Origin of the sequence: Anaerotruncus colihominis (assembly GCF_010206195.1) — a bacterium.
GTDB classification, from domain to species: domain Bacteria; phylum Bacillota; class Clostridia; order Oscillospirales; family Ruminococcaceae; genus Anaerotruncus; species Anaerotruncus colihominis_A.
The window spans coordinates 105,853-129,015 of the sequence record NZ_VIQT01000022.1 but is presented as its reverse complement, the minus strand read 5'-3'; the positions used below and the strand labels follow the sequence as shown (position 1 = coordinate 129,015).

The 23,163-nt window shown below is 57.2% G+C and carries 17 protein-coding genes and 1 tRNA gene; 14 read left to right on the top strand and 4 right to left on the bottom strand.

Annotated features, from left to right (window positions below):
- Positions 1–34: 34 nt before the first annotated feature.
- Complete coding sequence (locus tag FMM72_RS15865) at positions 35–1,273, bottom strand: amidohydrolase family protein (RefSeq protein WP_162221974.1); 1,239 nt, start codon at positions 1,271–1,273, stop codon at positions 35–37.
- 323 nt (positions 1,274–1,596) lie between these two features.
- Here FMM72_RS15865 and FMM72_RS15860 point away from each other — a divergent pair, with 323 nt between their 5' ends.
- Complete coding sequence (locus FMM72_RS15860) at positions 1,597–3,561, top strand: LacI family DNA-binding transcriptional regulator (RefSeq protein WP_160210950.1); 1,965 nt, start codon at positions 1,597–1,599, stop codon at positions 3,559–3,561.
- A gap of 181 nt (positions 3,562–3,742) precedes the next feature.
- Here the strand turns inward: FMM72_RS15860 and FMM72_RS15855 are convergent, their stop codons facing one another.
- Complete coding sequence (locus FMM72_RS15855) at positions 3,743–4,522, bottom strand: DeoR/GlpR family DNA-binding transcription regulator (protein ID WP_162221973.1); 780 nt, start codon at positions 4,520–4,522, stop codon at positions 3,743–3,745.
- 382 nt (positions 4,523–4,904) lie between these two features.
- Here FMM72_RS15855 and FMM72_RS15850 point away from each other — a divergent pair, with 382 nt between their 5' ends.
- The 8 genes from FMM72_RS15850 (at position 4,905) to FMM72_RS15815 (ending at position 13,171) form a co-directional block, all read left to right on the top strand.
- Complete coding sequence (locus tag FMM72_RS15850; RefSeq protein WP_160209991.1) at positions 4,905–5,822, top strand: ABC transporter permease; 918 nt, start codon at positions 4,905–4,907, stop codon at positions 5,820–5,822.
- Positions 5,823–5,847: 25 nt separating this feature from the next.
- Entirely contained in the window at positions 5,848–6,636 is a 789-nt protein-coding gene (locus FMM72_RS15845; protein ID WP_160209992.1) for an SDR family NAD(P)-dependent oxidoreductase, read from the top strand.
- Between the two features lie 14 nt (positions 6,637–6,650).
- Positions 6,651–7,445 (top strand): SDR family NAD(P)-dependent oxidoreductase, encoded by a 795-nt coding sequence (locus FMM72_RS15840; RefSeq protein ID WP_162221972.1) that lies wholly within the window; start codon positions 6,651–6,653, stop codon positions 7,443–7,445.
- Between the two features lie 15 nt (positions 7,446–7,460).
- Complete coding sequence (locus FMM72_RS15835) at positions 7,461–8,531, top strand: BMP family lipoprotein (RefSeq protein ID WP_160209994.1); 1,071 nt, start codon at positions 7,461–7,463, stop codon at positions 8,529–8,531.
- 74 nt (positions 8,532–8,605) lie between these two features.
- The gene (locus FMM72_RS15830; RefSeq protein WP_160209995.1) at positions 8,606–10,141 is read left to right on the top strand and encodes an ABC transporter ATP-binding protein; all 1,536 of its coding nucleotides are present in this window, start codon (positions 8,606–8,608) and stop codon (positions 10,139–10,141) included.
- Positions 10,138–11,217 (top strand): ABC transporter permease, encoded by a 1,080-nt coding sequence (locus FMM72_RS15825; protein WP_162221971.1) that lies wholly within the window; start codon positions 10,138–10,140, stop codon positions 11,215–11,217. The genes FMM72_RS15830 and FMM72_RS15825 overlap by 4 nt, the downstream gene beginning before the upstream one ends.
- 72 nt (positions 11,218–11,289) lie before the next feature.
- A complete protein-coding gene (locus tag FMM72_RS15820; RefSeq protein WP_160209997.1) occupies positions 11,290–12,204 on the top strand; it encodes a pseudouridine-5'-phosphate glycosidase in 915 nt (304 codons plus the stop codon).
- Between the two features lie 55 nt (positions 12,205–12,259).
- Positions 12,260–13,171: a carbohydrate kinase family protein gene (locus FMM72_RS15815; protein WP_160209998.1), complete on the top strand. Its 912-nt coding sequence runs from the start codon at positions 12,260–12,262 to the stop codon at positions 13,169–13,171.
- Between the two features lie 159 nt (positions 13,172–13,330).
- Here the strand turns inward: FMM72_RS15815 and FMM72_RS15810 are convergent, their stop codons facing one another.
- Positions 13,331–14,464 (bottom strand): DUF4317 domain-containing protein, encoded by a 1,134-nt coding sequence (locus tag FMM72_RS15810; RefSeq protein ID WP_162221970.1) that lies wholly within the window; start codon positions 14,462–14,464, stop codon positions 13,331–13,333.
- A gap of 891 nt (positions 14,465–15,355) precedes the next feature.
- On the opposite strand from FMM72_RS15810, the gene glpK reads away from it, so the two are divergent.
- From glpK to FMM72_RS15790, 4 genes are all read left to right on the top strand, one after another.
- Positions 15,356–16,846, top strand: a complete 1,491-nt coding sequence (glpK, locus tag FMM72_RS15805; protein ID WP_162221969.1) for a glycerol kinase GlpK — start codon at positions 15,356–15,358, stop codon at positions 16,844–16,846.
- 153 nt (positions 16,847–16,999) lie between these two features.
- A complete protein-coding gene (gene thrC, locus FMM72_RS15800; RefSeq protein WP_162221968.1) occupies positions 17,000–18,493 on the top strand; it encodes a threonine synthase in 1,494 nt (497 codons plus the stop codon).
- 643 nt (positions 18,494–19,136) lie between these two features.
- Complete coding sequence (locus FMM72_RS15795; RefSeq protein ID WP_162221967.1) at positions 19,137–20,384, top strand: cofactor-independent phosphoglycerate mutase; 1,248 nt, start codon at positions 19,137–19,139, stop codon at positions 20,382–20,384.
- A 58-nt stretch (positions 20,385–20,442) separates the two neighbouring features.
- Positions 20,443–20,529 (top strand) — tRNA-Leu (locus FMM72_RS15790).
- Between the two features lie 239 nt (positions 20,530–20,768).
- On the opposite strand, the gene FMM72_RS15785 is transcribed toward FMM72_RS15790, so the two are convergent.
- Positions 20,769–21,035, bottom strand: a complete 267-nt coding sequence (locus FMM72_RS15785; protein ID WP_162221915.1) for a hypothetical protein — start codon at positions 21,033–21,035, stop codon at positions 20,769–20,771.
- A 693-nt stretch (positions 21,036–21,728) separates the two neighbouring features.
- On the opposite strand from FMM72_RS15785, the gene FMM72_RS15780 reads away from it, so the two are divergent.
- Positions 21,729–22,931: an ROK family protein gene (locus FMM72_RS15780; protein WP_162221966.1), complete on the top strand. Its 1,203-nt coding sequence runs from the start codon at positions 21,729–21,731 to the stop codon at positions 22,929–22,931.
- Positions 22,932–23,163 lie beyond the last annotated feature (232 nt).

The following is a 23,163-nucleotide window of genomic DNA, read 5'->3' as shown; positions in this document are numbered from 1 at the left end:
CCAGCCGCGGACGGCCGCGGTTTACACCTGATGGTTACAGCAGCGACGCCTTACGCTCAAACGAAGCGATCACACGTCCACGGCGCAGAATATACGGCCGCGACGCGCGCGTGCGCAACGCCTCCTGAATATTGTCCGCGTCGAACAGATTGAGGTCCGCGTCGTTTCCGGCCTCGATGCCATATTTAGCGTCCGGGTCGAAAATCCTGGCGGAGTTGCAGGTGAGCATGTCAAAGATCAATTTCGCGGTGCCCGGGGTATTATACTGCGCGGTGTAAGCGCCCACAAGGCCGTAATCGAGCGGGTCGCCCGTGCCATACAGATGGAATCCGTCGCAGATCGTATCCTGCGCGGTCGCGACATTGATGCCCATATCGACCATTTCACGGATACGTGTGACGCCGCGCGTGCGCGGTTCTGCGTCGATGCCCATGATGGCAAGCACCTGCGTGTTTGTACAGATATTCATGCCGGACTCCTTGATCAGCTTCATAACCTTGATCGCGTGCGACTGGTTCTGATAGGTGATCGATGTACAATGTCCGCCGGTAACACGCGCTCCCCATCCCTTCTGCATGGTCAGCCATGCCGTGTATTCCAGCGAACGGTCAAACATGTCCTTGGACTGATCGATGTGCATATCGATCGGGACATTGTATTTTTCAGCAATTTCAAACACCAGATCCACATGGCGGCGCGCATGTTCGTCAAGCCATTCGGCCGCCGGCATACCGCCCACAACGTCGCAGCCCATCTCCATGGCCTGCCACATCAGCTTTTCGGTACCCTCATTGGCATAAATGCCTTCCTGCGGGAAGGCGATGACCTGCAAATCGCAGATGTCCTTACAAGCTTCCTTCGCGGCCAGCACACCCTCAAGACCGACCAGGTTTGCCATATTGTCAATGTCCACATTCGTGCGCAGCTTTGTCGTACCGAACATGACGCATTCGCGGATAGCCCGCTCGGCGCGCGCTTTCACATCCTCGACTGTGTAGCGGCGCTTGATATCGTGCATGATGTGGATGGAATCCTCCAGTGTTTCGATGGTGCTTTCGCGGCCGGCGAGCGCGGTGTAGGCTTTGTCAAAATGCATATGTGTGTTGACAAATGTCGGTGCAGCCAACATACCGTGCGCATCGATCACCTCAAGCCCTTCAATGCCTTCGGGATTGATGCCGGGACGGATCTCGGCATATTTTCCGTCATTCCCGATCAGAAGATCGTTCATACCGCGTCCATCCGCAAGATTCGCATTGCGTATCAAGAGCATGGCGTCCACTCCTTTTCAATTTTGTTTTGCTTTGGAATGTCTCCATCATATCAATCCAGCATTGTGATGTCAAATTTTTATGTTAAAATTGCACGTAATTTAATCTTTTAACGAGCGGTTTTTTGCCATAAACGGCTCATTAATTGCGCAAATAAAAAATTTTTTCTTTACAATTGGTTCATATATATAGTGTAAAATAGATACAAGAAGCAACCCTTTTCCTGTTAAAATATACGATTTTTCAGAGCGCCCCCCGATCTGAAAATTGCCGGCCGCGCCGTATTTTTAAAAGCCCTTGTCCGAGGAGTGGGAGGAGTGGAATAATGATCACAATCCATGATGTAGCCGCCGCCTGCGGCGTCTCCGCCACAACGGTTTCACATGTGCTCAACCACACACGCCCTGTCGACCCGCAGACGGCCGCCCGCGTGCGGGAGGCCGTCGAAGCGCTTGGATACCGGCCGCTGCGCAACCGCGACAAATACGGCCTGCGCGCTGTCCGCACCATCGGCTTTTTTGCCCATGGCGCGGGGATCACAGTTTGCGCCGACCTGATTGAGCGCCTGCGCGGACGGACGGATCCGGACAAGCATCTGATGCTGATCTGCGCAAAACCATCCCTGGAAGACGGCGAGCTGCGGGCCATGCAGATGTTCCACCGCCTGTCATTGTGTATTATTCACAATTCCGTGTGTATCGCCGGCGCGGACGGCAGCGGACAGGCCTATCCCGTGCCGACGCTGTCGCTCAACAGTCAGCCGGCGAACGCGCCCAACCTGCGCTGCATTTCCTTCGATTACCAGCGCGCGGTACAGATGGCGCTCTCCCATCTGATCGAGCTGGGGCATACCGAGGTTGCGTTTCTGTCCAGCATGCACAACCGCAATGTCAATGATGAAATCCGCGATTCGATCCGCGCTTTTCTGCGCGAGCATGGGCTTGTCTTTCGGGAGGACCTTTACTTCGAATTGCCCGCTATACCACCAGATGCCACCTGCATACAGTCCATGCTCGACGCGTTTTTTGCGGAGCATCCGTCTCTGACGGCGGTGGCGCCTGTCGGCGCGTGGGCGGCGGCCTGCACGGCGGATTTTTTTCTACGCCATGAGCTGTCCAGCCCGCGCGACAAGTCGATCGTCATCATCGGCGGGCTGAGTATCCTTGGGGAATACAGCTTCAATATCTCGCGTGTCGATATGGGTACCGACGGCCTGCTCGACGCCATTGCCGGCTGGATTGATTCGTGGGGGACGCGAGATGTTCCCGCGCGGGTCGCGCCCGTGTTCCATGTGAGCGCGAGCACCCGGGCGCTCGCCCGCACGCCGGCCGGCGCGCCCGCCTTCGCGCCCGAAGCGCTGGAACTTTCTTTTGACGAATTACAGCGCGTGCGCGCCGGAAGCTTTACCGTCTGCGTCTCGCTCGACAGCAGCGGCGCGGCCTTTTTCCAGCTTGTGCTGCGCGGCCTGCGCGACGCCCTTACCGACCTGAACATGACGCTGCTTGAAACAGCGGAAGCGAACGGCAGCCTTGCGCGGCGCAGCTCGCAGCTAAAGTATTTCGCCCATCTTTCGCCGGACGCAATCATCAGCTTTTCAAACGACCAAACGCCTTTGCGCAATCAATTCACCGCTCTGGCCAACGGCCCTTCCAAGCTTATCCTTGGCGTCGACCAGCCGCCCGATCTGCCGGAATACGCCTGCGCGGCCTGTATCGTCACCAACGAACCGGAAAAGGGCCGGCTGGCCGGCCGGCTGCTTGCCACCGAGCTGATCCGGCGCGAAAAGCGGCGCATTGGGTTCATCTGCAACGCGGACATCAATTTCTGTGCGCGTCAGCGCGATTGGACTGCCATCAACACGGTGCGCAAGAATTTCCCACAGCTGGAAATCGTATTTCGCCACGATTTCTCTGACGAGCGCCAGGCCGCGGACGCTGTGCGTCAGGCGCTTGACGCATATCCCGAAGTCGACGGCATATACGTTTTTTCCGCTCAGGCCGCGCTTGAGGCGCAGCGCCTGCTGCTTATGCGCGGCCGCAGCGACGTGCTGCTCGTCACGACCCAAATCAGTTCCGAAATCGCCGGTATGCTGATCAAATATCCAAACCTGATCGGGATCATCTCCTCACAGGGCTATGAAATCGGCCGCTGCCTTGCGCTTGCGGCCGCCGCCAGCCTGATTGGAAAGCAGCCGCCGCGCTATGTGGCGCTCGACCCCGTCACCATTACCGCCGGAAATTTGGAGCGCACCTGGGTGCGCACGATGCGTTTAAGTCCGCCGGCGCAGTAAGAGCCCGGCGCGCAAATACAGGGATCGCGGGCAATCCTTTGCAGATGAACCGTCCCGCCTTTATCCCGAACCTCGGCGGCGCCTTTGCATTTCCCGGGAAATGCAAACCGATGGCCAATTATACAATGGAAAACGGAAAGCCTCCCTGTTATTTTATAAAACAGGGAGGCTTTTTCACGAGTCAGACAAGATGCAATTCGACGCCAAGCCCACGGATATAATCGCACCATTCCTCGGAAAGATTTTTATCGGTGACGATGATATCAAAGTCGGACAGATACGCATAAAAGGCGACGCGCACAATACCGAATTTGCTTGAATCAGCCAGCAGGATTTTCACGCAGGAGGCATTGATTGCCGCGCGCTTTGTCGCAACCTCGTAATGGTAAGCGCAGGTGATGCCAAGCTTGCCGTCAACGCCGGACGCGCTCATAAACAGCTTGTTGGCGCGCGTGGCGTTGATCAGGGAGATGCCCTCGGGCGATTCAAACATCTGGGACGCTTTGTGGTAGTAGCCGCCGGCAAAGATCAGACTGATACAGTCGTCTTTTTGGAGCATCTGGAGAATAGAGGAGCTGTAACACAGGGCAGTGAATGAAAGCCCTGGCGGGATATGCGGCGGAATCTTCTCAACAGTGCTGCCGACGTCGATGATAACAACATCGTTTGGTTCAATCAACGAGGCTGCGAACCGGCCGATCCGCGTTTTCTCGTCGGCATGGCGGCTGTTTTCGTCGCTCCATTCATAATCCGCACCGATAACAGGCAAGTTGCTTTTCTCATTGTAAACGGCGACGCCGTGCACATTTTCCGCTATGTGGTTGCCTGCAAGCGTGTCCAGATCGCGGCGGATCGTCATTTCGGAAACGCCGAGCTTTGACGCCAGCTCCCGGATCGGGATGGCTTTTCTCGATTTAAGAAGATCGATCAGCGCGTTCAGGCGCATCATTTTTTTGTCCATCTGTATTGCCCCTCTGACCGACTGGTCCGATTTTGTTATCAGTTTAACATGATTCTCTCAAATTTACAATATCAAATCGATTTTCAGCGAAACCCGCGCTGACGTCATGCGATTTTCTGTTATGATTTACCAATTATTTGTTTATTTATTAACATTCACCTACATAATTCACAAAGTTTTATGTTAAAATGAACATAATAGCGCTATATTTATTTTATATTGTTGACAATAATCCAGCATTTTAACTATTTTATTAAATTTTTTTCTTGAAATATCAAAAATAGCTGCTAAAATGTTAATAAAAGAAACTTAATTTTGTATAAATGTTAATTTTAAAACATTTATATAACGATCCCTTTGGGCCTTGAGAGGAGCTGATCAAATGCAGGAAATCCTGGCCGGTATGATCCGAACCGCTACGCCGGTGCTGCTGGCGGCGATGGGCGGCCTGCTTTGCGAGAAAGCCGGCGTCTTTAACATTGCCCTGGAAGGCATGATGCTGTTCGGCGCATTCTTCGGCGTGCTCGGCGTCTACGCCACCGGCAGCCTGGCCGCCGGGGTCGCTGCGGCGCTGGCGGTCGGCGCGGCGGCGGGGCTTCTTTACACCTTTATCGTTGAAGAGCTTCGCGCCAACGCCACCATCGTTTCCATTGGGCTTAATACCTTCGCCGTCGGTATCACGACCTATCTGATGAAAATCGTTTTCGGCGACGCGGGCTCTGTCGGTTCCGACCGGATTGTCGGGCTGCCGCAGGTGAACATTCCCCTGCTTGGGAACATCCCGCTGGTCGGCCGCATTCTCAACGGACATACCATTCTGGTATACGTCGCGCTTGTGATCGTTGTGATGCTGCACATTCTGCTCTACCACACACAGGTTGGCATCGGCATCCGCGCCGTGGGCGAGCGGCCTGCGGCGGCCGCCTCGGCCGGGCTGTCCGTGCGGCGGTACCGCTTCGCCAGCGTTATGGCCGCCGGTATGCTCTGCGGCCTGGCCGGCATCCACCTCTCGCTCGGATATGTCACCCTGTTCTCCGAAAATATGACCGGCGGCCGCGGCTTTTTCGCCTATACAGCCGTCGTATTCGGCCAGGCTGACCCGCTGATCGTTATGATCGCAAGCTTCCTGTTCGGATTGGCCGAAACCGTCACCTACCGCGCACAACAGACCGGCCTGCCCGGGCCGCTTGTTCTGACAGTCCCATATGTGGTTACGCTGATCGCGCTGATCGTGCGCAGCCGCCGCAAACCAGCCGCCAAATATGCAAAGGCCGCGCCGGCCAAGGCCCCTGCGCCGTAAACGGCGCGGACCGGAAGGGAGAGATATGATGACAACGCCAATCAAAAGCATCCTTGACTTTGAGGGAAAAACCGCAGTCATCACCGGCGGCTGCGCCGGTATGGGCACGGGGTTAGCCAAACGTTTCGCCCAGACAGGGGCGAACATCGCCGTGACCTATTTTCGCACGCCGCCGGATGAACTGATCGCGCAGCTCGAGGCGGACGGCGCGCGCTGCATGGCCGTCCGGACGGATGTGCGCAGCCCCGCCGACAGCGAGGCGATGATCCGCGCCGTCGCCGAACGGTTCGGCTCGGTCGATTTTCTCATCAACAACGCGGGCATCTATCCCCACCACGATCTGCTGAAGGTGACCGAGCAGGAGTGGGACGACATGCACGACAGCAACCTCAAGGGCGCGTTTTTCTGCGCGCGCGCCGCCGCGCAGCAGATGATCGCCCAGGGGCGCGGCGGCCGGATCGTCAACATCGTTTCCATCAATGCGTTCCGGCCGATGCGCAGCGGGCTGGTGTACGGCGCGTCCAAGGCGGGGCTTGCCATGGCGACGCGCTGCATGGCCGTGGAGCTTGGCAAATACGATATCCGCGTCAACGCGGTCGCGCCCGGCCTTATGGACGCGCCGGGGCTTGATGAAAACGTCCCCGGCTGGCGCGCCCGCTACAGCGGCCGCGCGCCGCTTGGACGCATCGGGCGGCCGGAGGACATCGCGGACGCCTGCATCTTCTATTGTTCGGACCTGTCCGCCTGGATCACGGGTGAAATCACCATGGCCGACGGCGGCGTGATGCATGCGGAAGCATACGATACACAGTGAAAGGAAGGATTGAAATGGCGGACCTCTATCGTCTTGACGGCCGCACGGCCATTGTCACCGGAGGAGGCGGCGGGCTTGGACTTGGGATCGCGCGGGCGCTGGGCGAGCGCGGCGCAGGCGTGCTTGTGTGCGACATGAACGAACGCCTGCTCGACGAAGCCAGGCAATCCCTTTGTGGCGCGGGCGTGCGCGCCGCCGCCTGCCTGTGCGATGTGACACGCGAACAGGATATCGCGCAGGCGCTGCAAACGGCCGAGCGGGAGCTGGGCCTTGCGGATATCCTGATCAACAACGCGGGGATCACCAGGATGCAGGATATTATGGAGGTGCGCGAAAGCGACTGGGACGCCATCCTCGCGGTCAACGTCAAGGGGCTGTTCTCCTTCAGCCAGCAGTTTGCGCGCCGGCTCGCGGGCGCCGGGCGTGCGGGCCATATCGTCAATATCGCGTCTAACGGCGCGAAAACCACATATGACGACCAGGTCCATTACTGCGCGTCCAAGGCGGCTGTCGTCAATATGACCCAGTGCATGGCGTCCTCGCTCGCGCGGTACCGCGTCAATGTCAATGCGGTTTGCCCCGGCGCGGTCGAAACGGAGATGCTCAAGGGCTGCATGGCGGCGACCGAACAGCAGACAGGAGGCCGCGTGACGGTTGAGGACTGTATGAAAACCTGGGGGCCGCCACAGCTTGGGCGGCTGATCCAGCCGGAGGAAGTCGGCCGGATCGTCGCGTTTTTATGCACCGAGGCGGGGGCGATGATCCGCGGGCAGGCGCTCAACGTCGACGCGGGCAACACAAAATTTTAAACGGAGGAAATGCAGATGAAAAAAATCACGGCAATACTGACAGCTCTGACTATGGCAGCCGCCCTGCTGGCGGGATGCGGCGCGGGCAATCCCGCACAAACGTCCTCCGGCGCAGCCGCGGCGCCCGCCTCCTCCGGCGCGGCCGGGGAGGGCGGCGACGCCAAAAGCGTTGTCGTCGTTTTTCCCCAGGGGCTCGGCGACGCCGGGCCGATGGACGCCATGAATGAAAACCTAAAAAAAGCGCAGCAGGATTTCGGTATCGAGGCGTCGACCTTTGAGGCGCTCGAGGCCGCACAGCACGAGGAGGTGCTGCGCACCTACGCGCGCGAGGGCGCCGATTTGATCATCACCTCAATGCCGGCCACGGTGGAAGCTGTCAAAAAGGTGGCCGCCGAATTTCCGGATACGCGCTTCTGTTCGATCTTTCCGCTTGAGGAAATCGATCTGCCGAACGTGACCTGCGTTGATTTCTCCATCTGGGAGGCGTACTATCTGGCCGGCATCATGGGCGGCTCCATGAGCGACACGGGCAAAGCCGGACATGTGATCGGCGCGGAACAGTCGTCGCTGATCGCCAACTACAACGCCTTCAAACAGGGCGCGCAGAGCGTCAATCCAGACATGCAGGTGCTTTTGTCAAACACCAACACCTTTGACGATCCGGCCAAAGGCAAGGACGCAGGCATCAGCCTGGTGGACCAGGGCTGCGATATCCTGATCACCGACTGCGCCGCAACCGGGCTTGGCGTGATCGACGCCGCCAAGGAAAAGGGCATTTTGATGATGGGCGACTCCAACCCGCACTATGAGCTTGCGCCCGAAAACATCCTCGCCGATACGCTCTGCGAATACGGCCCGGCGCTCTATGCGCAGATCGAACGCTTTGTAAACGGCGAGCTGGAATCCGGCACCTATTATTCGTCCATCAGGGAAGGCGGCGTCGGCCTGCTGATCAGCCCGGAGATCCGCGGCAGCCTGCCGGCGGACAAGCAGGCGCGCTTTGACGAAGCGTGCGAAAAAATCGACCAGGCGCTTGCCGGCATCCAATCCGGCGAACTGGTGATCGAACGCAACATCGAAAAATGATCGCCCTGCGGCGACAGCAAATCGGACGCGGACGGCAAAGCCGCGTAAAAGCCAATTGGACAGGCGGTGCAATTATGAGCGAAGCATATGAACTGGAGCTGCGCGGCATTACAAAACGGTTCGGGGACACGCTGGCCAACGACCATGTCAGCTTTTGTGTCCGCCGCGGCGAGGTGCACGCGCTCATCGGTGAAAACGGCGCGGGCAAATCGACCCTGATGAATATCCTCTATGGGATGCTGCGTCCCGACGCCGGCGAAATTCTCTGGCGCAAAAAGCCGCTCTCCCTGCGCTCCCCGCGCGACGCGATCACAAAGGGCATCGGCATGGTGCACCAGCATTTCATGCTCGCCCCGTCGCTGACGGTGGCTGAGAACATTGCGCTTGGCCATCCGCCCGCGAAAGGCCCCTTCTGGAAGCCAAAGGAGCTTCGCCGGCGCGTGGAGCTTCTGCAAAACGACTACGGCGTCGAGCTGCCGCTGGACGCGCCCGTACGCGACCTGACGGTGGGGCTTATGCAGCGCGTGGAGATCGTCAAGACGCTCTACCGCGGCGCCGAAGTGCTCATCCTGGACGAGCCGACCGCCGTGCTGACGCCACAGGAATCCGTCGAGCTGTTCGCGACCATACGGCGGCTGACCGCGGCCGGGCGCACAGTCATCTTTATCTCGCACAAGCTGCGCGAGGTGCTCGATATCTCCGACCGGATCACCGTACTGCGCGCCGGAAAAACCGTCGGCACGGTCGATAAAACGCAGGTCACCGCCGCGCAGCTTGCGCAGATGATGATTGGCCGGCCGCTGGCGGGGCTTGGACGCGGCGAGTCCAAAACCGGCGAGGCCGTGCTCGAGGCGGACAACCTCTGCGTCGCCGGCGACCTTGGCACGACCGCGGTCGACGCGGTGTCCTTTTCGGTGCGCGCCGGCGAAATCCTGGGCGTAGCCGGCGTAGAGGGCAACGGCCAGACGGAGCTGGCCGAGGCGATCATCGGCGTGCGCCGCCCGCTTTCCGGCCATATCCGGCTGCTCGGCGAACGCGCCGACGGCCGCCCGGTCGACAAGCGGCTGAACGCCGGGCTTGCCATCATCCCGCAGGACCGCGTCAAGGAAGGGCTTGCGCTCAATTTTTCCATCACCGACAATGTCATTTTGCACATGCGCGGCGCGCCGCCCATCTCGCACCATGGCGTGATCGACTGGAAGGCTGCCGGCCGCGCCGGCGCGGAGATGGTGCGCGACTACGCGATCAAAGCGCCGTCGGCCGGGGAACTCTGCGGCAACCTCTCCGGCGGCAACATGCAGAAAGTCGTCGTGGCGCGCGAGCTGTCGAAAAAGCCCAAGGTCGTCATCGCCTGCCAGCCGACGCGCGGCGTTGACATCGGCGCTTCCGAATATATCCGCAAAATGCTGCTGAAAATGCGCGATGAGGGCAGCGCGGTGCTGCTCATCTCTGCGGATCTCGACGAGATTATGGAACTCAGCGACCGTATCATGGTGATGTATGGCGGAAAAAAATCGGGGGAGCTTGCAAGCGGGCAGGCCAACGAACAGATTCTCGGCCGGATGATGTTCGGCGAGACGGTACGGGAAAGCGCGGGTGATGCTGTATGAACGGGACCCCAGCCAAAAAGAAACTGATTTGCTCCCTGCGCGGATTGGCAAGCGTGATTCTTGTTATCGCCTGCGCGTTTCTCATCCATTGGGTCATCCTGCTGCTCAGCGGAAAATCGCCGGCACGCATCTATTTTATCCTGTTTAAGGGCGCGTTCGGCGGCGTCTACAATTTTGCGCGTTCCATCCGATGGGCTGTGCCGCTCATTTTTACCGCGCTTTCCTTCGCCGTTTCGGAACGCTGCGGCATCTTCAACATCGGCGCGGAAGGCCAGCTTTATATGGGCGCGTTCGCGGCCGCCTGGGTCGGCTTTACCTTCCCGGACCTGCCGCACATCGCGCTTGTTCTGCTGGCGATGGCCGCGGCAATGATTGCCGGAATGCTCTGGTCGATGGCCGCGGCCTGGCTGACGCTGAGGTTTCACGCAAGTGTGATCGTCGTGACGCTGATGCTCAACTACATCGCGATCCTGTTCACCGAATATTTGACACGCTATCCGTTCTATGTGCCGGGCACGCTCGGGGAAAGCGGATCGACACAGTTTATTTCGGATGGCGCGCGTCTGACGACGTTGATCTTTGGCACCGACGTCACAACAGGCGCGCTGCTCGCGCTCGCGGCGGCCGCGGCCATCGCCTTTTGGAGCGCGCGCACCGTAACAGGCTATGAATGCCGCATCATCGGCGCGAACGAACGCTTCGCCGCCTTCTCCGGCCTTATGGTGACACGCCGCAAACTGCTCGTGTTTGCGGTCAGCGGTATGCTTGCGGGCCTGGGCGGCGCGGTTGAAGTGCTCGGCAATTACGGACGCTTTATGGTCAATTTTGCAAGCGGTCTTGGCTTCGATGGTATCGTCGTGTCGCTGCTCGCCGGCGGAAACCCCGCTTTGATCCCGGTTTCCGCGCTGTTTATGGGCGCGATGAACAGCGGCTCGATCTCGGTCGAGATGTTCGGCGGGGTACCAAAAGCAATGACCGATATTCTAATGGGGGTAATCGTCGTCATCGTAACGGTCAGGGCGATTCCTGTATATATCAGGCGGCGGCCGCATAAAACAGCGGCCGCGCAAAAATAAGGGATCGCCTTGCCGAAAGGGCTTTGGCCCGCAGGCGGCGCCCCTAGGAATGCGGAAAGAGGGAATGTAAACGTGGAGCATGTAAACCTTCATATTTCAGAGGAAGTATCCGCGGCGCTGCGGGAAAACCGTCCGGTCGTCGCACTTGAAACGACCATCGTTTCACATGGGATGCCGTACCCGCAAAATGTGCAGACCGCGGCCGAGGTGGACCGCATCATCCGCGAAAACGGGGCCGTGCCAGCGTCGATCGGCGCGATTGACGGTCAATTCATCATCGGTATGACGGCAAAGCAACTTGACCATATGGGCAAAAACGGGGCGTCCATCCCCAAGGTTTCCCGGCGCGATATCGCCGCGGTTTGTACCAAGAAGCTCGACGGTGCGACCACAAGTGCGGCCACGAGCTTTCTTGCGGCCAAAGCAGGCATCCGTGTATTCTGCACCGGCGGCGTGGGCGGCGTACACCGCGGAGCGCAGCGCACCATGGATATCTCCGCCGACCTTGAGGAGCTTGCGCAGACGCCCGTGATGCTTGTCTGCGCCGGAGCGAAGGCGATTTTGGATCTTGGCCTGACGCTGGAATACCTTGAAACGAAGGGCGTTCCCGTCATTGGCTACAAAACAAAAAAGCTGCCGGCCTTTTACACATCCGAAAGTGATTTCGAGGTCGATTACCGCATGGACACGCCCGAAGAAATCGCCGATACCTTCCGTGCGCAGCTCGACATGGGGCTGCCCATGGGGATGCTCGTCTGTAATCCCATTCCGCGCGAATACGAGGTGCCGGCCGGCGTAATCAACCCTGTGATCGAGCAGGCGGTGCGGGAGGCTGAAGCGCGCGGCATTCATGGAAAGGATTCCACGCCGTTTTTGCTTGCGAAGGTCAAGGACATTACCCAAGGCAAAAGCCTGGATGCAAACATTCAGCTTGTTTACAACAACGCGAGGCTTGCGGCGCATATCGCCGCGGCGCTCTGCCGGTAAAGCGCGCGGGCCGGTCTTCGGACCCGGCCCGCGCCTGTTTATATAGGGAGGCTGTATGATGGAACAACGGATTGAAGCTGTTGTCATCGGACATACCACGCTTGACAGCGTCGTCACTTATGACGGCGAGCTTCACCTGCGCTGTCCGGGCGGCGGCTGTCTGCACGCTGCCGCCGGCGCGGCGTACTGGTTTAAAAACCACGAAGTCGGTATCGTGACAAAGATCGGTCCCAACTTTTTAGAGGAAAATGTGCGGACCATTCAAAGCTGCCCAGGGGTAGACTGCGCCGGAATCAGGCGGATGGACAAAAAAGGCATGGAACTTTGGCTACTTTATGATGCGGACGGCTATCGCCACTGGGTGCTGCATCACGACTGCTGTACCCGCGAGCAGGCCGCACCCGCGCCCAGGGATATCCCCGCGCGTTATCTTAAAGAGGCGCGCGGCTATCACATCGCCCCGCTGCCGCTAAACCAGGTCCAGGCGCTTTTAAAAGCGATCCCGCGCGGCCGGCGCATCCAGCTTGATCCGCATTATGAATGGTTCTTCCCGAAGTACCGAAGCGATTGGGAACAGGTTCTCCCGTATGTTTCGGTGCTTATGCCCAGCGAGGACGAATTTACAAAGTTCTGGGACATCCCCTATGGCCAGCCGGCGCAGCAGTACGAGCCGTATATCCGCCAGCTCTCGGAGATGGGACCCGAAATTGTGATTCTCAAGATGGGCGCGCAGGGCGCGCTCCTCTACCAGCGTGAAACAGGCGCCATAACAACGATACCGTCGCAGGCCACGAAAATCGTGGACGCCACCGGCGCGGGCGACGCTTTCGGCGGCGGTTTCCTCGCGGGCTGGCTGAAAACGGGCGACGTGACGGCCGCCGCTCAATACGGTATGCGTTCGTCGGCGCGCACCTTGCAGCTGCGCGGCGTCATCGCCGAATTCCTCCAGCCTTCCCCGCTTTTTTGAAAAAAAGCTTGGCAAAAAACTTCATACCTTTTTTGAAAAAAGGTATGCCAAAAAACTTTCCGGCCTTTTTGAAAAAAGGCCTCGGCGAAAAACTTTAGTCGGCTGTGCCGCGAACAGCGGGGCGGGTGCAGCGTTTTGCAGGCTGCTTTCATACGGCGTTCAGCTGTCGATGCGGATATTGACGCCGTTGACCTCAACGCCGTCGTTGGCGCGGATCAGGATATATCTGCATCCATTGATAACGCGCGTTTCAATCAGGTCGCTGCGCTGCGGGTTCACATGGATGGTAACGTCGGGCGTACATACCTCGAACTGCTTCTGGTCGACGATGTTGCGCGGCGGCAAATCCGTATCGGCGCCGAATGCGTCGTCATACCGCGCGTCAAACGCTTCAATGTTTTCCTCGGAAACGCCGCAGGATTTTAAAACGTTCTTGACCGTGTATTTCGAGACGGCTAACGGTTCGTCCACATGGTTCGCCTTGTGCTCCTCAATCATTCCGCAGAGCTGCTCGTGAACCGTCTGTATGACGCCAAGGCTGCAATCGCTTTCGAGCGTATCCTCCAGAATTTCCTGAAACGTCTCCTTTTGGACGGCGGCCGCCATAGGCAGCGGGCGGCAAAACACCGCGTCGACAAATTCCTGATTCATCTGTTCAATGTCGCGTGAATAGTACAGCGCACCGTACAGGTTTGCGCTGCGGTCGTCAAATGCCGGGAACAGAAAGCCAAGCTCGGGCGCGGCGACAATCCAATCCACCTTGCAGTTGTGAAATGTGTTTTCATTGACATAATAGCTCAAGGCGGGCTTTGTCATCTTGACCGGACAGACGCTGCACAGGATATAAGAATACACGTCGGCCGCCGCATCGTCAAGCTGCTGGCCGTCCTTGGCGCGGTAGGGAACGTCATATGTATCGTGCGCCAACAAAATCAGGTAATTTCCGTCAAACGAAACCGCCTGGATGACATGTTCATAAAATTCGCGCACCGCCTGTTCATCGCCGAGCGAGGAGCCGCGCAGCGCCATCAGCAGGCGGTGTTCCGGGCTGTCAACCACCTGCTGCGTTGCAAACGCAATATCGATCAGATTTTTCCCAAGCCCGCCTGACAGCGTCCGCTTGAGGATGGCGAGCAGCTTTTCGGCTTCCTCCTGCGGCATCAGGGCAAGCGATTGTGAAAATTCGGTGACGATCTCCCGTTTTTCGTTGACATAACAGCCCCGTACATGGGTGATGTTGCTTTTGTCCGGCTTAAACCGGCGGCGGATTTCCGCAATTTCCTTCTCGTTCATAGGATCCTCTTTCCATAATAAGCTTAAGAGTATGGCCTGTTTGCATGACGGCCGCCCTGCGGTTATTTTATCATGTCCGCAGCGCGGCATGATAAAATTGGCCATCGGGGCGCAAGCGGGCCGCACCCGCGTATCGCCCTGGCCATATGAGGATAAAATAAATGCCATGCATTTATTTTATCATGTCCGCAGCGCGGCATGATAAAATTGGCCATCGGGGCGCAAGCGGGCCGCACCCGCGTATCGCCCTGGCCATATGAGGATAAAATAAATGCCATGCATTTATTTTATCATGTCCGCAGCGCGGCATGATAAAATTGGCCATCGGGGCGCAAGCGGGCCGCACCCGCGTATCGCCCTGGCCATATGAGGATAAAATAAATGCCATGCATTTATTTTATCATGTCCGCAGCGCGGCATGATAAAATTGGCCATCGGGGCGCAAGCGGGCCGCACCCGCGTATCGCCCTGGCCATATGAGGATAAAATAAATGCCATGCATTTATTTTATCATGTCCGCAGCGCGGCATGATAAAATTGGCCATAGGGGCGGCAGCGGGCCGCGCCCGCGCATCGCCCTGGCCATGCATGAAGGATAAAATAAATGCCACGCATTTATTTTATCACAAATTTTCTGCTGTAACAAACAGAAAAAGGTAATTAGCTGTATCCTTAACCAACAGAGCGGGAATATCTTTGTGGGAACGCACAAAATTTTCCGGGAATGCTTGCATGACCCGCGCCGTGGTTGTATCATAATTTTATCTGTGCGGCCGCGCCGCGCAAACAGGGTGTGGCAGAAACGCCGGAAGGGCTGTTTTGCCATGCTTTTTTGTTCGGGCAAAAAGCCGTGGCGCCCACTCGGGGCGAAGGACAACGGAGGGGACGGATATGGGCAAATACATCCTGGCGCTCGATCAGGGTACCACCAGCTCGCGCGCGATCCTGTTCGATCAGAAACAGAACATCGCGGGCGTCGCGCAAAAGGAATTTACACAGCTTTACCCAAAGGAGGGGTGGGTTGAACACGATCCCATGGAGATCTACGCCTCCCAATACGCGGTAATGATGGAGGTCATTGCCCAAACAGGCGTGAACGCGCGCGATATCTCCGCCATTGGCGTCACCAACCAGCGCGAAACCACCATTCTTTGGGACCGGCGGACAGGCCGCCCGATCTATAACGCGATTGTCTGGCAGTGCCGGCGCACTGCCGGCATCATCGACGTTTTAAAGGACCAGGGCTTATCAGATTATATCCGGGAGGCAACGGGCCTTGTCCCGGACGCTTACTTTTCCGGGACCAAGATCAAATGGATTCTTGATCAGACGCCGGGCGCGCGGGAACGCGCGCAGAGAGGGGATATCCTGTTCGGCACGGTGGACAGCTGGCTGATCTGGAAGCTGACCGGCGGCGCGGTGCATGTGACCGATTACACCAACGCCTCCCGCACGATGATCTATAACATCAAAACGCTCGATTGGGACGACCGCCTACTGGACGCGCTTGATATCCCGCGCGCGATGCTTCCCACCGTCTGCGACAGCAGCCATATCTACGGATATGCGATGATTCAGGATACCCGTATCCCGATTGCCGGGATCGCCGGCGACCAGCAGGCGGCGCTGTTTGGGCAGTGCTGCTTTAAGCAGGGCGAGGCGAAAAACACCTATGGAACAGGCTGTTTTTTGTTGATGAACACCGGTGAAACGCCCTATATCAGCGAAAACGGCCTGGTTACGACAATCGCAGTTGGATTGAGCGGCCGGGTACAGTACGCGCTGGAGGGAAGCGTCTTTGTGGGCGGGGCGGTTATCCAATGGCTGCGCGACGAATTGCGCTTTCTCACCGAGGCGCGCGATGCGGAATATTACGCCCAAAAGGTGGAGGACACTGGCGGCGTTTATCTGGTGCCTGCGTTTACAGGGCTTGGCGCGCCCTATTGGGACATGTACGCGCGCGGCTGCCTGGTCGGGCTGACACGCGGAACGCGCCGCGAGCATATCATCCGCGCGGCGCAGGAATCGATTGCCTATCAGAGCGCCGATCTGGTGCGCGCGATGGAGCGGGACACCGGCGTCCCGCTGGCTGAACTGAAGGTCGACGGCGGCGCCTCGCGCGACCGGTTTTTGATGCAGTTTCAAGCGGATATCCTGGATAAACGCATCCGCCGCCCTGTCATCCGTGAAACAACCGCGCTCGGTGCGGCGTATTTGGCTGGGCTTGCAGCGGGCGTCTGGAACAGCCGCGAAGAAATTTGCAGCCTGTGGAGCTGCGACACTGCCTTTACGCCGGATATGGATTCAGACCGGCGCGACCGCCTGCTGCGCGGCTGGCATAAGGCGGTTGGGCGCAGCCTCGACTGGGAGGAACGTCTGTAATCCGCCGCGCTGTTTCATTGATCTTCCCCGCCCCTTTTGCGGTCTTGCGCAAACAGGTGCAAAGTCTTGCTATCCGGAACCGGATATGATAGAATAATCGATGGAACAAATACACATGTACGCCGATCACGTACATTTAAAGGGGATTTTCTTATGGATTATATCAGCACGCGCGGCGGCGGCCAGCCGGTTTCAGCGGCGCAGGCAATCGTATCGGGCCTTGCGCCAGACGGCGGGCTTTACCTCCCGCAGTCGCTGCCTTCGTTTACCCTCGATGAAATTGCGTCGCTTGCCGGCCTCGGCTATACAGGGCGCGCCGTCGAGGTGCTCTCCCGCTATCTGACGGATTTTACGCGCGGCGAGCTGACGGAATATGTTGAACGCGCCTATGCAAAAAGCAAGTTCCCACCCAAGGCTGTCGCGCCGGTCGTGCCGCTTGGTGATAACGGCGCGTATGTCCTCGAGCTGTTTCACGGGCCGACCTGCGCTTTTAAGGATTTCGCGCTCCAGCTCCTGCCGTTTCTGTTGACAGCCTCCCTGAAAAAAACGGGTGTGGACAAAACGGTCGTCATTCTTGTGGCGACCTCCGGTGATACCGGCAAGGCGGCGCTTGAAGGATTTGCCGATGTGCCGGGCGCAAAAATCTGCGTATTCTATCCCGACGGCGGCACAAGCAATATTCAGCGCCTTCAGATGACGACGCAGTCCGGCGATAACGTCATGGTATTCGCCGCAAAGGGCAACTTTGACGACGCGCAAAACGGCGTCAAGCGTATCTTTACCGATGAGCCGTTCGCCGAGGCGCTCTCTGAGCAGGGGTATCTGCTGTCGTCCGCCAATTCGATCAACTGGGGCCGCCTTGTCCCGCAGATCGTCTATTATTTCTCCGCCTACTGCGAACTGCTGAACGCGGGGCGCATCAAGGCCGGCGATCCGATCGACGTCGCTGTGCCAACCGGCAATTTCGGAAACATCCTCGCCGCATGGTTCGCCAAACACAGCGGCCTGCCCATCAGGCGTCTGATCTGTGCGTCAAACCGCAACAATGTGCTGACCGACTTCATCAAAACCGGAACGTATGACCGCAACCGCGATTTCTTTCTCACGGCTTCGCCGTCGATGGATATCCTGATCTCCTCAAATCTCGAGCGCCTGCTGTATCTGCTTTGCGGGCGGGACGCCGGCCGTGTGCGCGGTTACATGCAGTCGCTTGCAAAAACAGGGGCTTACACGGTTGAGCGCGACGTGCTTGAACGCTTGCAGGCGGAATTTTCAGCGGGCTGTGCCGACGACGCCCAAACGGCGCAGACGATCCGCGACACCTGGGAAAAGACGGGTTATCTGTGCGATACGCATACAGCCGTTGCCGTGCGTGTCTGCGAACAGGCGCGCGGCAGCGACAAAACGCCGGCTGTCATCGCCTCGACTGCCAGCCCCTTCAAATTTGCCGGCAGCGTCCTGCCCGCCGCTTTTGGCGCCGCGCCGCAGGGCGACGATTTTGCACAGCTCGACGCGCTGGCCAAAGCATCCGGCCTGAGCGCACCCGCCGCGTTGGCTGGATTGCAGGGACGCAAGGAGCGGTTCCAGACCGTAGTCGCTCCCGCCGACATGAAACAGGCCGTTTCCGACTGGCTCCGGCTTTTTTGAAAAAAAGCCTCGGCAAAAAACTTTAGTCGGCTGCGCTCCAGCCTTTTTGAAAAAAGGCTTCGGCGAAAAACTTTAGTCGGCTGCGCCGCGAACAGTGGGGTGGGCGCTGCGTAATTAGTTTTACGCCGCGTCGATCAAAAGTTTTCGCCCGCCTTTTTCAAAAGGCGGCAGGTGAAGGGGAATGACAAGGCCCCTTGCGGGTTTTGTCATTCCCCGAGGGCAGCGCCCTTGCTTTCGGGCCGCAGCCCTCATAAAAGCGCGGCCCGCAGGCCGCAAGAGCCTGTTCAGAGGCAGGGCCTTGCGTCAGCAGGAAGCGTGACAGACGCCACGCGGCTGGCGCGCTTCCTGCAAGCTTCCCGCTTTCCAGCCTTTTTGAAAAAAGGCTTCGGCGAAAAACTTTAGTCGGCTGCGCCGCGAACAGTGGGGCAGGTCCCGGCATTTTTACAGGCTGCGCCACGAACAGTGGGGCGGGCTCTGGCATTTTTTACAGGCTGCGCCGCGAACAGTGGGATGGGCGCTGCGCAAATGACGGGGCTGTTGCAAGCTCCAGCCTTTCGGGTTTATACAAATCAGGCGTTATGCCGCCGCGAGCAGCATGTCCCGCCGGATGAGCGCAGCGATTATGAAACATCAGGAGAAGCATATGAAATATATTGTCATGCTTGGGGACGGCATGGCCGACCGGCCGGTCCCCGCGCTCGGCGGCAAAACGCCGCTGGAAGCCGCATATACTCCCAATATGGATTTTTTGGCGCAAAACGGCGTCACGGGCATGGCGCGTACCGTACCCGAGGGAATGCCGCCCGGTTCCGATACGGCAAATCTTTCGGTGATGGGCTATGATCCCAAGGTCTATTACAGCGGTCGTTCGCCCCTGGAGGCGGTGAGCATGGGCGTGGAGCTTGCGCCGGACGATGTCGCTTACCGCTGTAATCTCGTAACGCTTTCGGATACGCCGGCGCTTGAGGATGCAAAAATGGTCGATTATTCAGCGGGAGAAATTTCGACCGCTGAAGCCGCCGAATTGATCGCCTGTCTTGATGCGGCGTTCCATACGGATGACTGCGCGCTGTATGCCGGCATCAGCTACCGCCATTGCCTTGTCCTGCGCAGGACGCAGACCGGAAGCGACTGTACGCCGCCCCATGATCTTTCCGGCCAGCCGGTTCGTGGTCATTTGCCTTCCGGCCGTCACGGCGCGCGCCTGTGTGAAATGATGGAGCGGTCGCGCGCGTTGCTGCGCGATCATCCGGTCAATCAGGCGCGTATCGCGCGCGGCCTGCGGCCGGCAAATGCCTGCTGGTTCTGGGGTGAGGGTACACGGCCCGCGCTGACGTCCTTTGAACAGCTCTATGGCGTGCGCGGCGGCGTGATTTCCGCTGTCGATCTGATCAAGGGAATTGCAATCTGTGCAGGGCTTGACAGCGTCGATGTGCCGGGCGCGACCGGCAATGTCGATACAAACTTTGCCGGCAAGGGTCAGGCCGCGCTGGAGCTGCTGCAAAACGGTCACGACTTTGTTTATATCCATGTGGAGGCCCCGGATGAATGCGGGCATCGCGGCGAAGCGGAAAACAAAGTCGCTTCGATCGAGCTGATAGACCGTGAAATCCTTGGACGTATATTGCCCGCTCTGCGTGAAAGCAGCGAGCCGTTCTCCGTGCTTTTGATGCCGGATCATCCAACGCCGCTGTCCATCCGTACGCACACGTCCGATCCTGTACCGTTCGCGCTCTACCGCAGCGACACCGTGCCGGACGCTTGTTGGCGCGCGCCCGCCTATACCGAAGCGCACGCAACATCCACCGGACTCATGCTTTTGGAAGGCCATCACATGATGGAATGGCTGTTGCGCGGCCGGTTCCCCGAAAATTTTGCCAAAAACTGTTGACAAGCAGTCGATCGAATGGTATACTAATTGAGCGTGATCAAATTGATAACGTTCAAGTGCGGGTATGGCGGAATTGGCAGACGCGTTAGATTCAGGTTCTAATGGTCGCAAGGCTGTGCAGGTTCAAGTCCTGTTACCCGCACCACCAGGCAAGGGTCTGGAGCCATTTCGTGCTCCAGGCTTTTTTTATGTCCAAAGCAATTGCCCGCGTCCGGGGTGGTTCCAAACTGGGCAGGTTTTCCAGACCATGATAATCCGAACCCGGTTCCAATCGGGGACGGATTCAAATTTTTAGTATATCTATGCTAAGGCAAAAGAGGCGGTATCGTTTTGATACCGCCTCTTTTGTTATACGCTTTTATGCTGTTCTGATTCCTTTACCCGTCACGCTTTCCATTCTTCAAATTCCGTCTGCCCCTCCGGACTGGCAAAGAATTTTTGGATATTTTTCAGCTCGCTTTCCAGTTTCATTCGCTCCATTGTATCTTTCAGTTTTCCATGCTCTTTTTCATACTCTGCAATGAATTTTAGCATCAGTTGGATAATTTGGCTGTTGGCGGAGCGTCCCGCATAGCCGCAGACATAGCGGAATTTAGCCAAAATATTACCATCCACCCTGAGTCCAAAGTGCTTTTCGTTGTCTTTGTTCATAGGTGTCCTCCAATAAAGCTATTATAACTTTATTGGAGACCTATCCTGTGGTACAATTCAAAAACAGACTTGTTATAAAGTTATTATAAGTCTGGATTTTTGGGAGGTAAGAATATGGACAGAGAGCACACTTGCCCCGTAACGGGCCACCGTTTACGTTGGAAATGGCGATCCCTAACCCTGGCCGGATGAACACGCCTGACAGAGAATTTCAACGTCTGCTAAAAGAATGTGATATTCTCAAAGCGCATATGGAGCAGTATTCCAAAAGCTGCTATACGGTGCGCAACCGATATAACGCAGACATATTAACAACGCCTGTATAATTTTTTGGCGGCTTTGAAATTTCAAGCCGCCGTTTTCTTTAAGTACAAGGCAGGCGTAGGCACGCATCAATAGGCTTAAAGCATAAACCAGCCCTTAATGTTCAATTTACCCGGGTTGAGGTTTTGGTTTTCTGGTTAAAAACCCATTAGGAATGGCTGGTGAGGAAAGAACTGGTCAGCTAAAAATAGTTTAAAGCCCAAACGAAAAAGAGTCCCCCGTGCTGAAATCCTGACGGAACCTCACTGTATCCGGCACAAAATGCGCTTTTTTGACAGCGGTATTATACAAATCCTATAAAATGTAAGATAAAATATATTGTATTTTCATAAGAAATACGATATAATGACATCGTGTGGATAATGGAGTGTGAAAAATGTGATCTGTAAAACTGCACCGCAGGATCAAAGCACAATCAAATACAACAATATGAAGATGATCCTCGATATCATTCGGGACAGCCGCGAGGTTTCCCGCAGTGAAATCGCGCGAATGACTGGCATGAGCCCTACAAGCGCGACACGGCTGGTCGGCTCTCTGGAGGAGTGCGGGCTTGTCAGGGATATGGCGGCGGTTTCAAATGGGGTTGGACGCAAGGCGGTTATGCTTGATGTGGAGGAGAACGCTTTTTATTGTATCGGGCTGGATATTTCCGAAACCAATTTAAAACTCTGCATCCTCAACTTTGGCGGCCAGATCGTCGCGCGGGGCGCAGCGCCTGCGCCGTGCGATTCTTTTCAGCCGGAGGAGGTTGTTGAGATTTTCTACCGGATGTACCAGCAGCTTGCTATACAAGCAAAAATCCCGAAGGAAAAGGTTGCCGCAATTGGGGCCGGGGCGGTTGGAACGGTTGACTCCAAGACCGGAGAGGTCATATTCGGGGATTTGATCCGTTGGAGCAATGTGCCGATCGGGCAGATGATCGAGGAAAGGTTCGGCCTTCCCACTTATGTGGACAACGATGTCAAATGTGCGATTATTGGGGATTGCTCCACACCGCCGATCAAGGGGGCGGACGATGTTGTTCTCCTGAGCTTTGGGTGCGGCGTAGGCGGCGCGGTGATCCACAGAGGACGCCTGGTGCGCGGTTCCATCAACTCCGCAGGCGAGATCGGACACACAATTGTGGACTATACCGACGGCCGGCTCTGCTCCTGCGGCCGGCGCGGGTGCGCGGCGGCCTATCTGACCAAGGACCAGATTATTCAACAGGCGACAAAATTCTGTCCGGAAATTTCCAGCCTCGAGGAAATCATGGCTGCATGGGAGCGCAGGGAACCTTGGGCAGAAGCTTTGCTTGACCGGATAAGTACCTATATGGCGATCACGGTAAGCAACGCCGCCTGTTTTCTCAATCCACGCAATATGATCCTGGGCGGTAAGCTGATGAACGAATACCCCTTCCTGTTTGATCTGGTATTGGAGAAATATAATGTTATGATGTATCCTCCCTTGAGGGGGGCGACTGCTTTTATCCGCTCTCCGCTGGGGACGGACGCAACCTGCGTTGGCGGTGCAATGATCGCTGTGGAAAAACATGTGTACAAGGTTATGCGCTCGGCGTCAGAGTAACGCGTTGTGGGTGCGACCGTTTTGATGCTTTTTTTATTTTCTCTATATCTATTGAATTGCAATTCAATAGATATAGAGGCAGGCCTGCGTCTTACCCCATTGTTGAAGTAGGTTGCTTTCATAGCAATCAAAGAAAATAAATAACCCGAACCTGTCTCCAATCGGAAATAGGTTCGGGTTATGTTTGTTTGGCAAGCCTGCCCGGTTTAGAACCACCCCGGACGCGGGCAGT

What these genes read in the sequence shown, in the direction of transcription:
- FMM72_RS15865 (WP_162221974.1), bottom strand. Translation starts at nt 1,273, where the DNA reads ATGCTCTTGATACGCAATGCGAATCTTGCGGATGGACGCGGTATGAAC.
- FMM72_RS15835 (WP_160209994.1), top strand. Translation starts at nt 7,461, where the DNA reads ATGAAAAAAATCACGGCAATACTGACAGCTCTGACTATGGCAGCCGCC.
- FMM72_RS15815 (WP_160209998.1), top strand. Translation starts at nt 12,260, where the DNA reads ATGATGGAACAACGGATTGAAGCTGTTGTCATCGGACATACCACGCTT.
- FMM72_RS15830 (WP_160209995.1), top strand. Translation starts at nt 8,606, where the DNA reads ATGAGCGAAGCATATGAACTGGAGCTGCGCGGCATTACAAAACGGTTC.
- FMM72_RS15795 (WP_162221967.1), top strand. Translation starts at nt 19,137, where the DNA reads ATGAAATATATTGTCATGCTTGGGGACGGCATGGCCGACCGGCCGGTC.
- FMM72_RS15855 (WP_162221973.1), bottom strand. Translation starts at nt 4,522, where the DNA reads ATGGACAAAAAAATGATGCGCCTGAACGCGCTGATCGATCTTCTTAAA.
- FMM72_RS15840 (WP_162221972.1), top strand. Translation starts at nt 6,651, where the DNA reads ATGGCGGACCTCTATCGTCTTGACGGCCGCACGGCCATTGTCACCGGA.
- FMM72_RS15810 (WP_162221970.1), bottom strand. Translation starts at nt 14,464, where the DNA reads ATGAACGAGAAGGAAATTGCGGAAATCCGCCGCCGGTTTAAGCCGGAC.
- thrC (WP_162221968.1), top strand. Translation starts at nt 17,000, where the DNA reads ATGGATTATATCAGCACGCGCGGCGGCGGCCAGCCGGTTTCAGCGGCG.
- FMM72_RS15850 (WP_160209991.1), top strand. Translation starts at nt 4,905, where the DNA reads ATGCAGGAAATCCTGGCCGGTATGATCCGAACCGCTACGCCGGTGCTG.
- FMM72_RS15845 (WP_160209992.1), top strand. Translation starts at nt 5,848, where the DNA reads ATGATGACAACGCCAATCAAAAGCATCCTTGACTTTGAGGGAAAAACC.
- FMM72_RS15825 (WP_162221971.1), top strand. Translation starts at nt 10,138, where the DNA reads ATGAACGGGACCCCAGCCAAAAAGAAACTGATTTGCTCCCTGCGCGGA.
- glpK (WP_162221969.1), top strand. Translation starts at nt 15,356, where the DNA reads ATGGGCAAATACATCCTGGCGCTCGATCAGGGTACCACCAGCTCGCGC.
- FMM72_RS15785 (WP_162221915.1), bottom strand. Translation starts at nt 21,035, where the DNA reads ATGAACAAAGACAACGAAAAGCACTTTGGACTCAGGGTGGATGGTAAT.
- FMM72_RS15860 (WP_160210950.1), top strand. Translation starts at nt 1,597, where the DNA reads ATGATCACAATCCATGATGTAGCCGCCGCCTGCGGCGTCTCCGCCACA.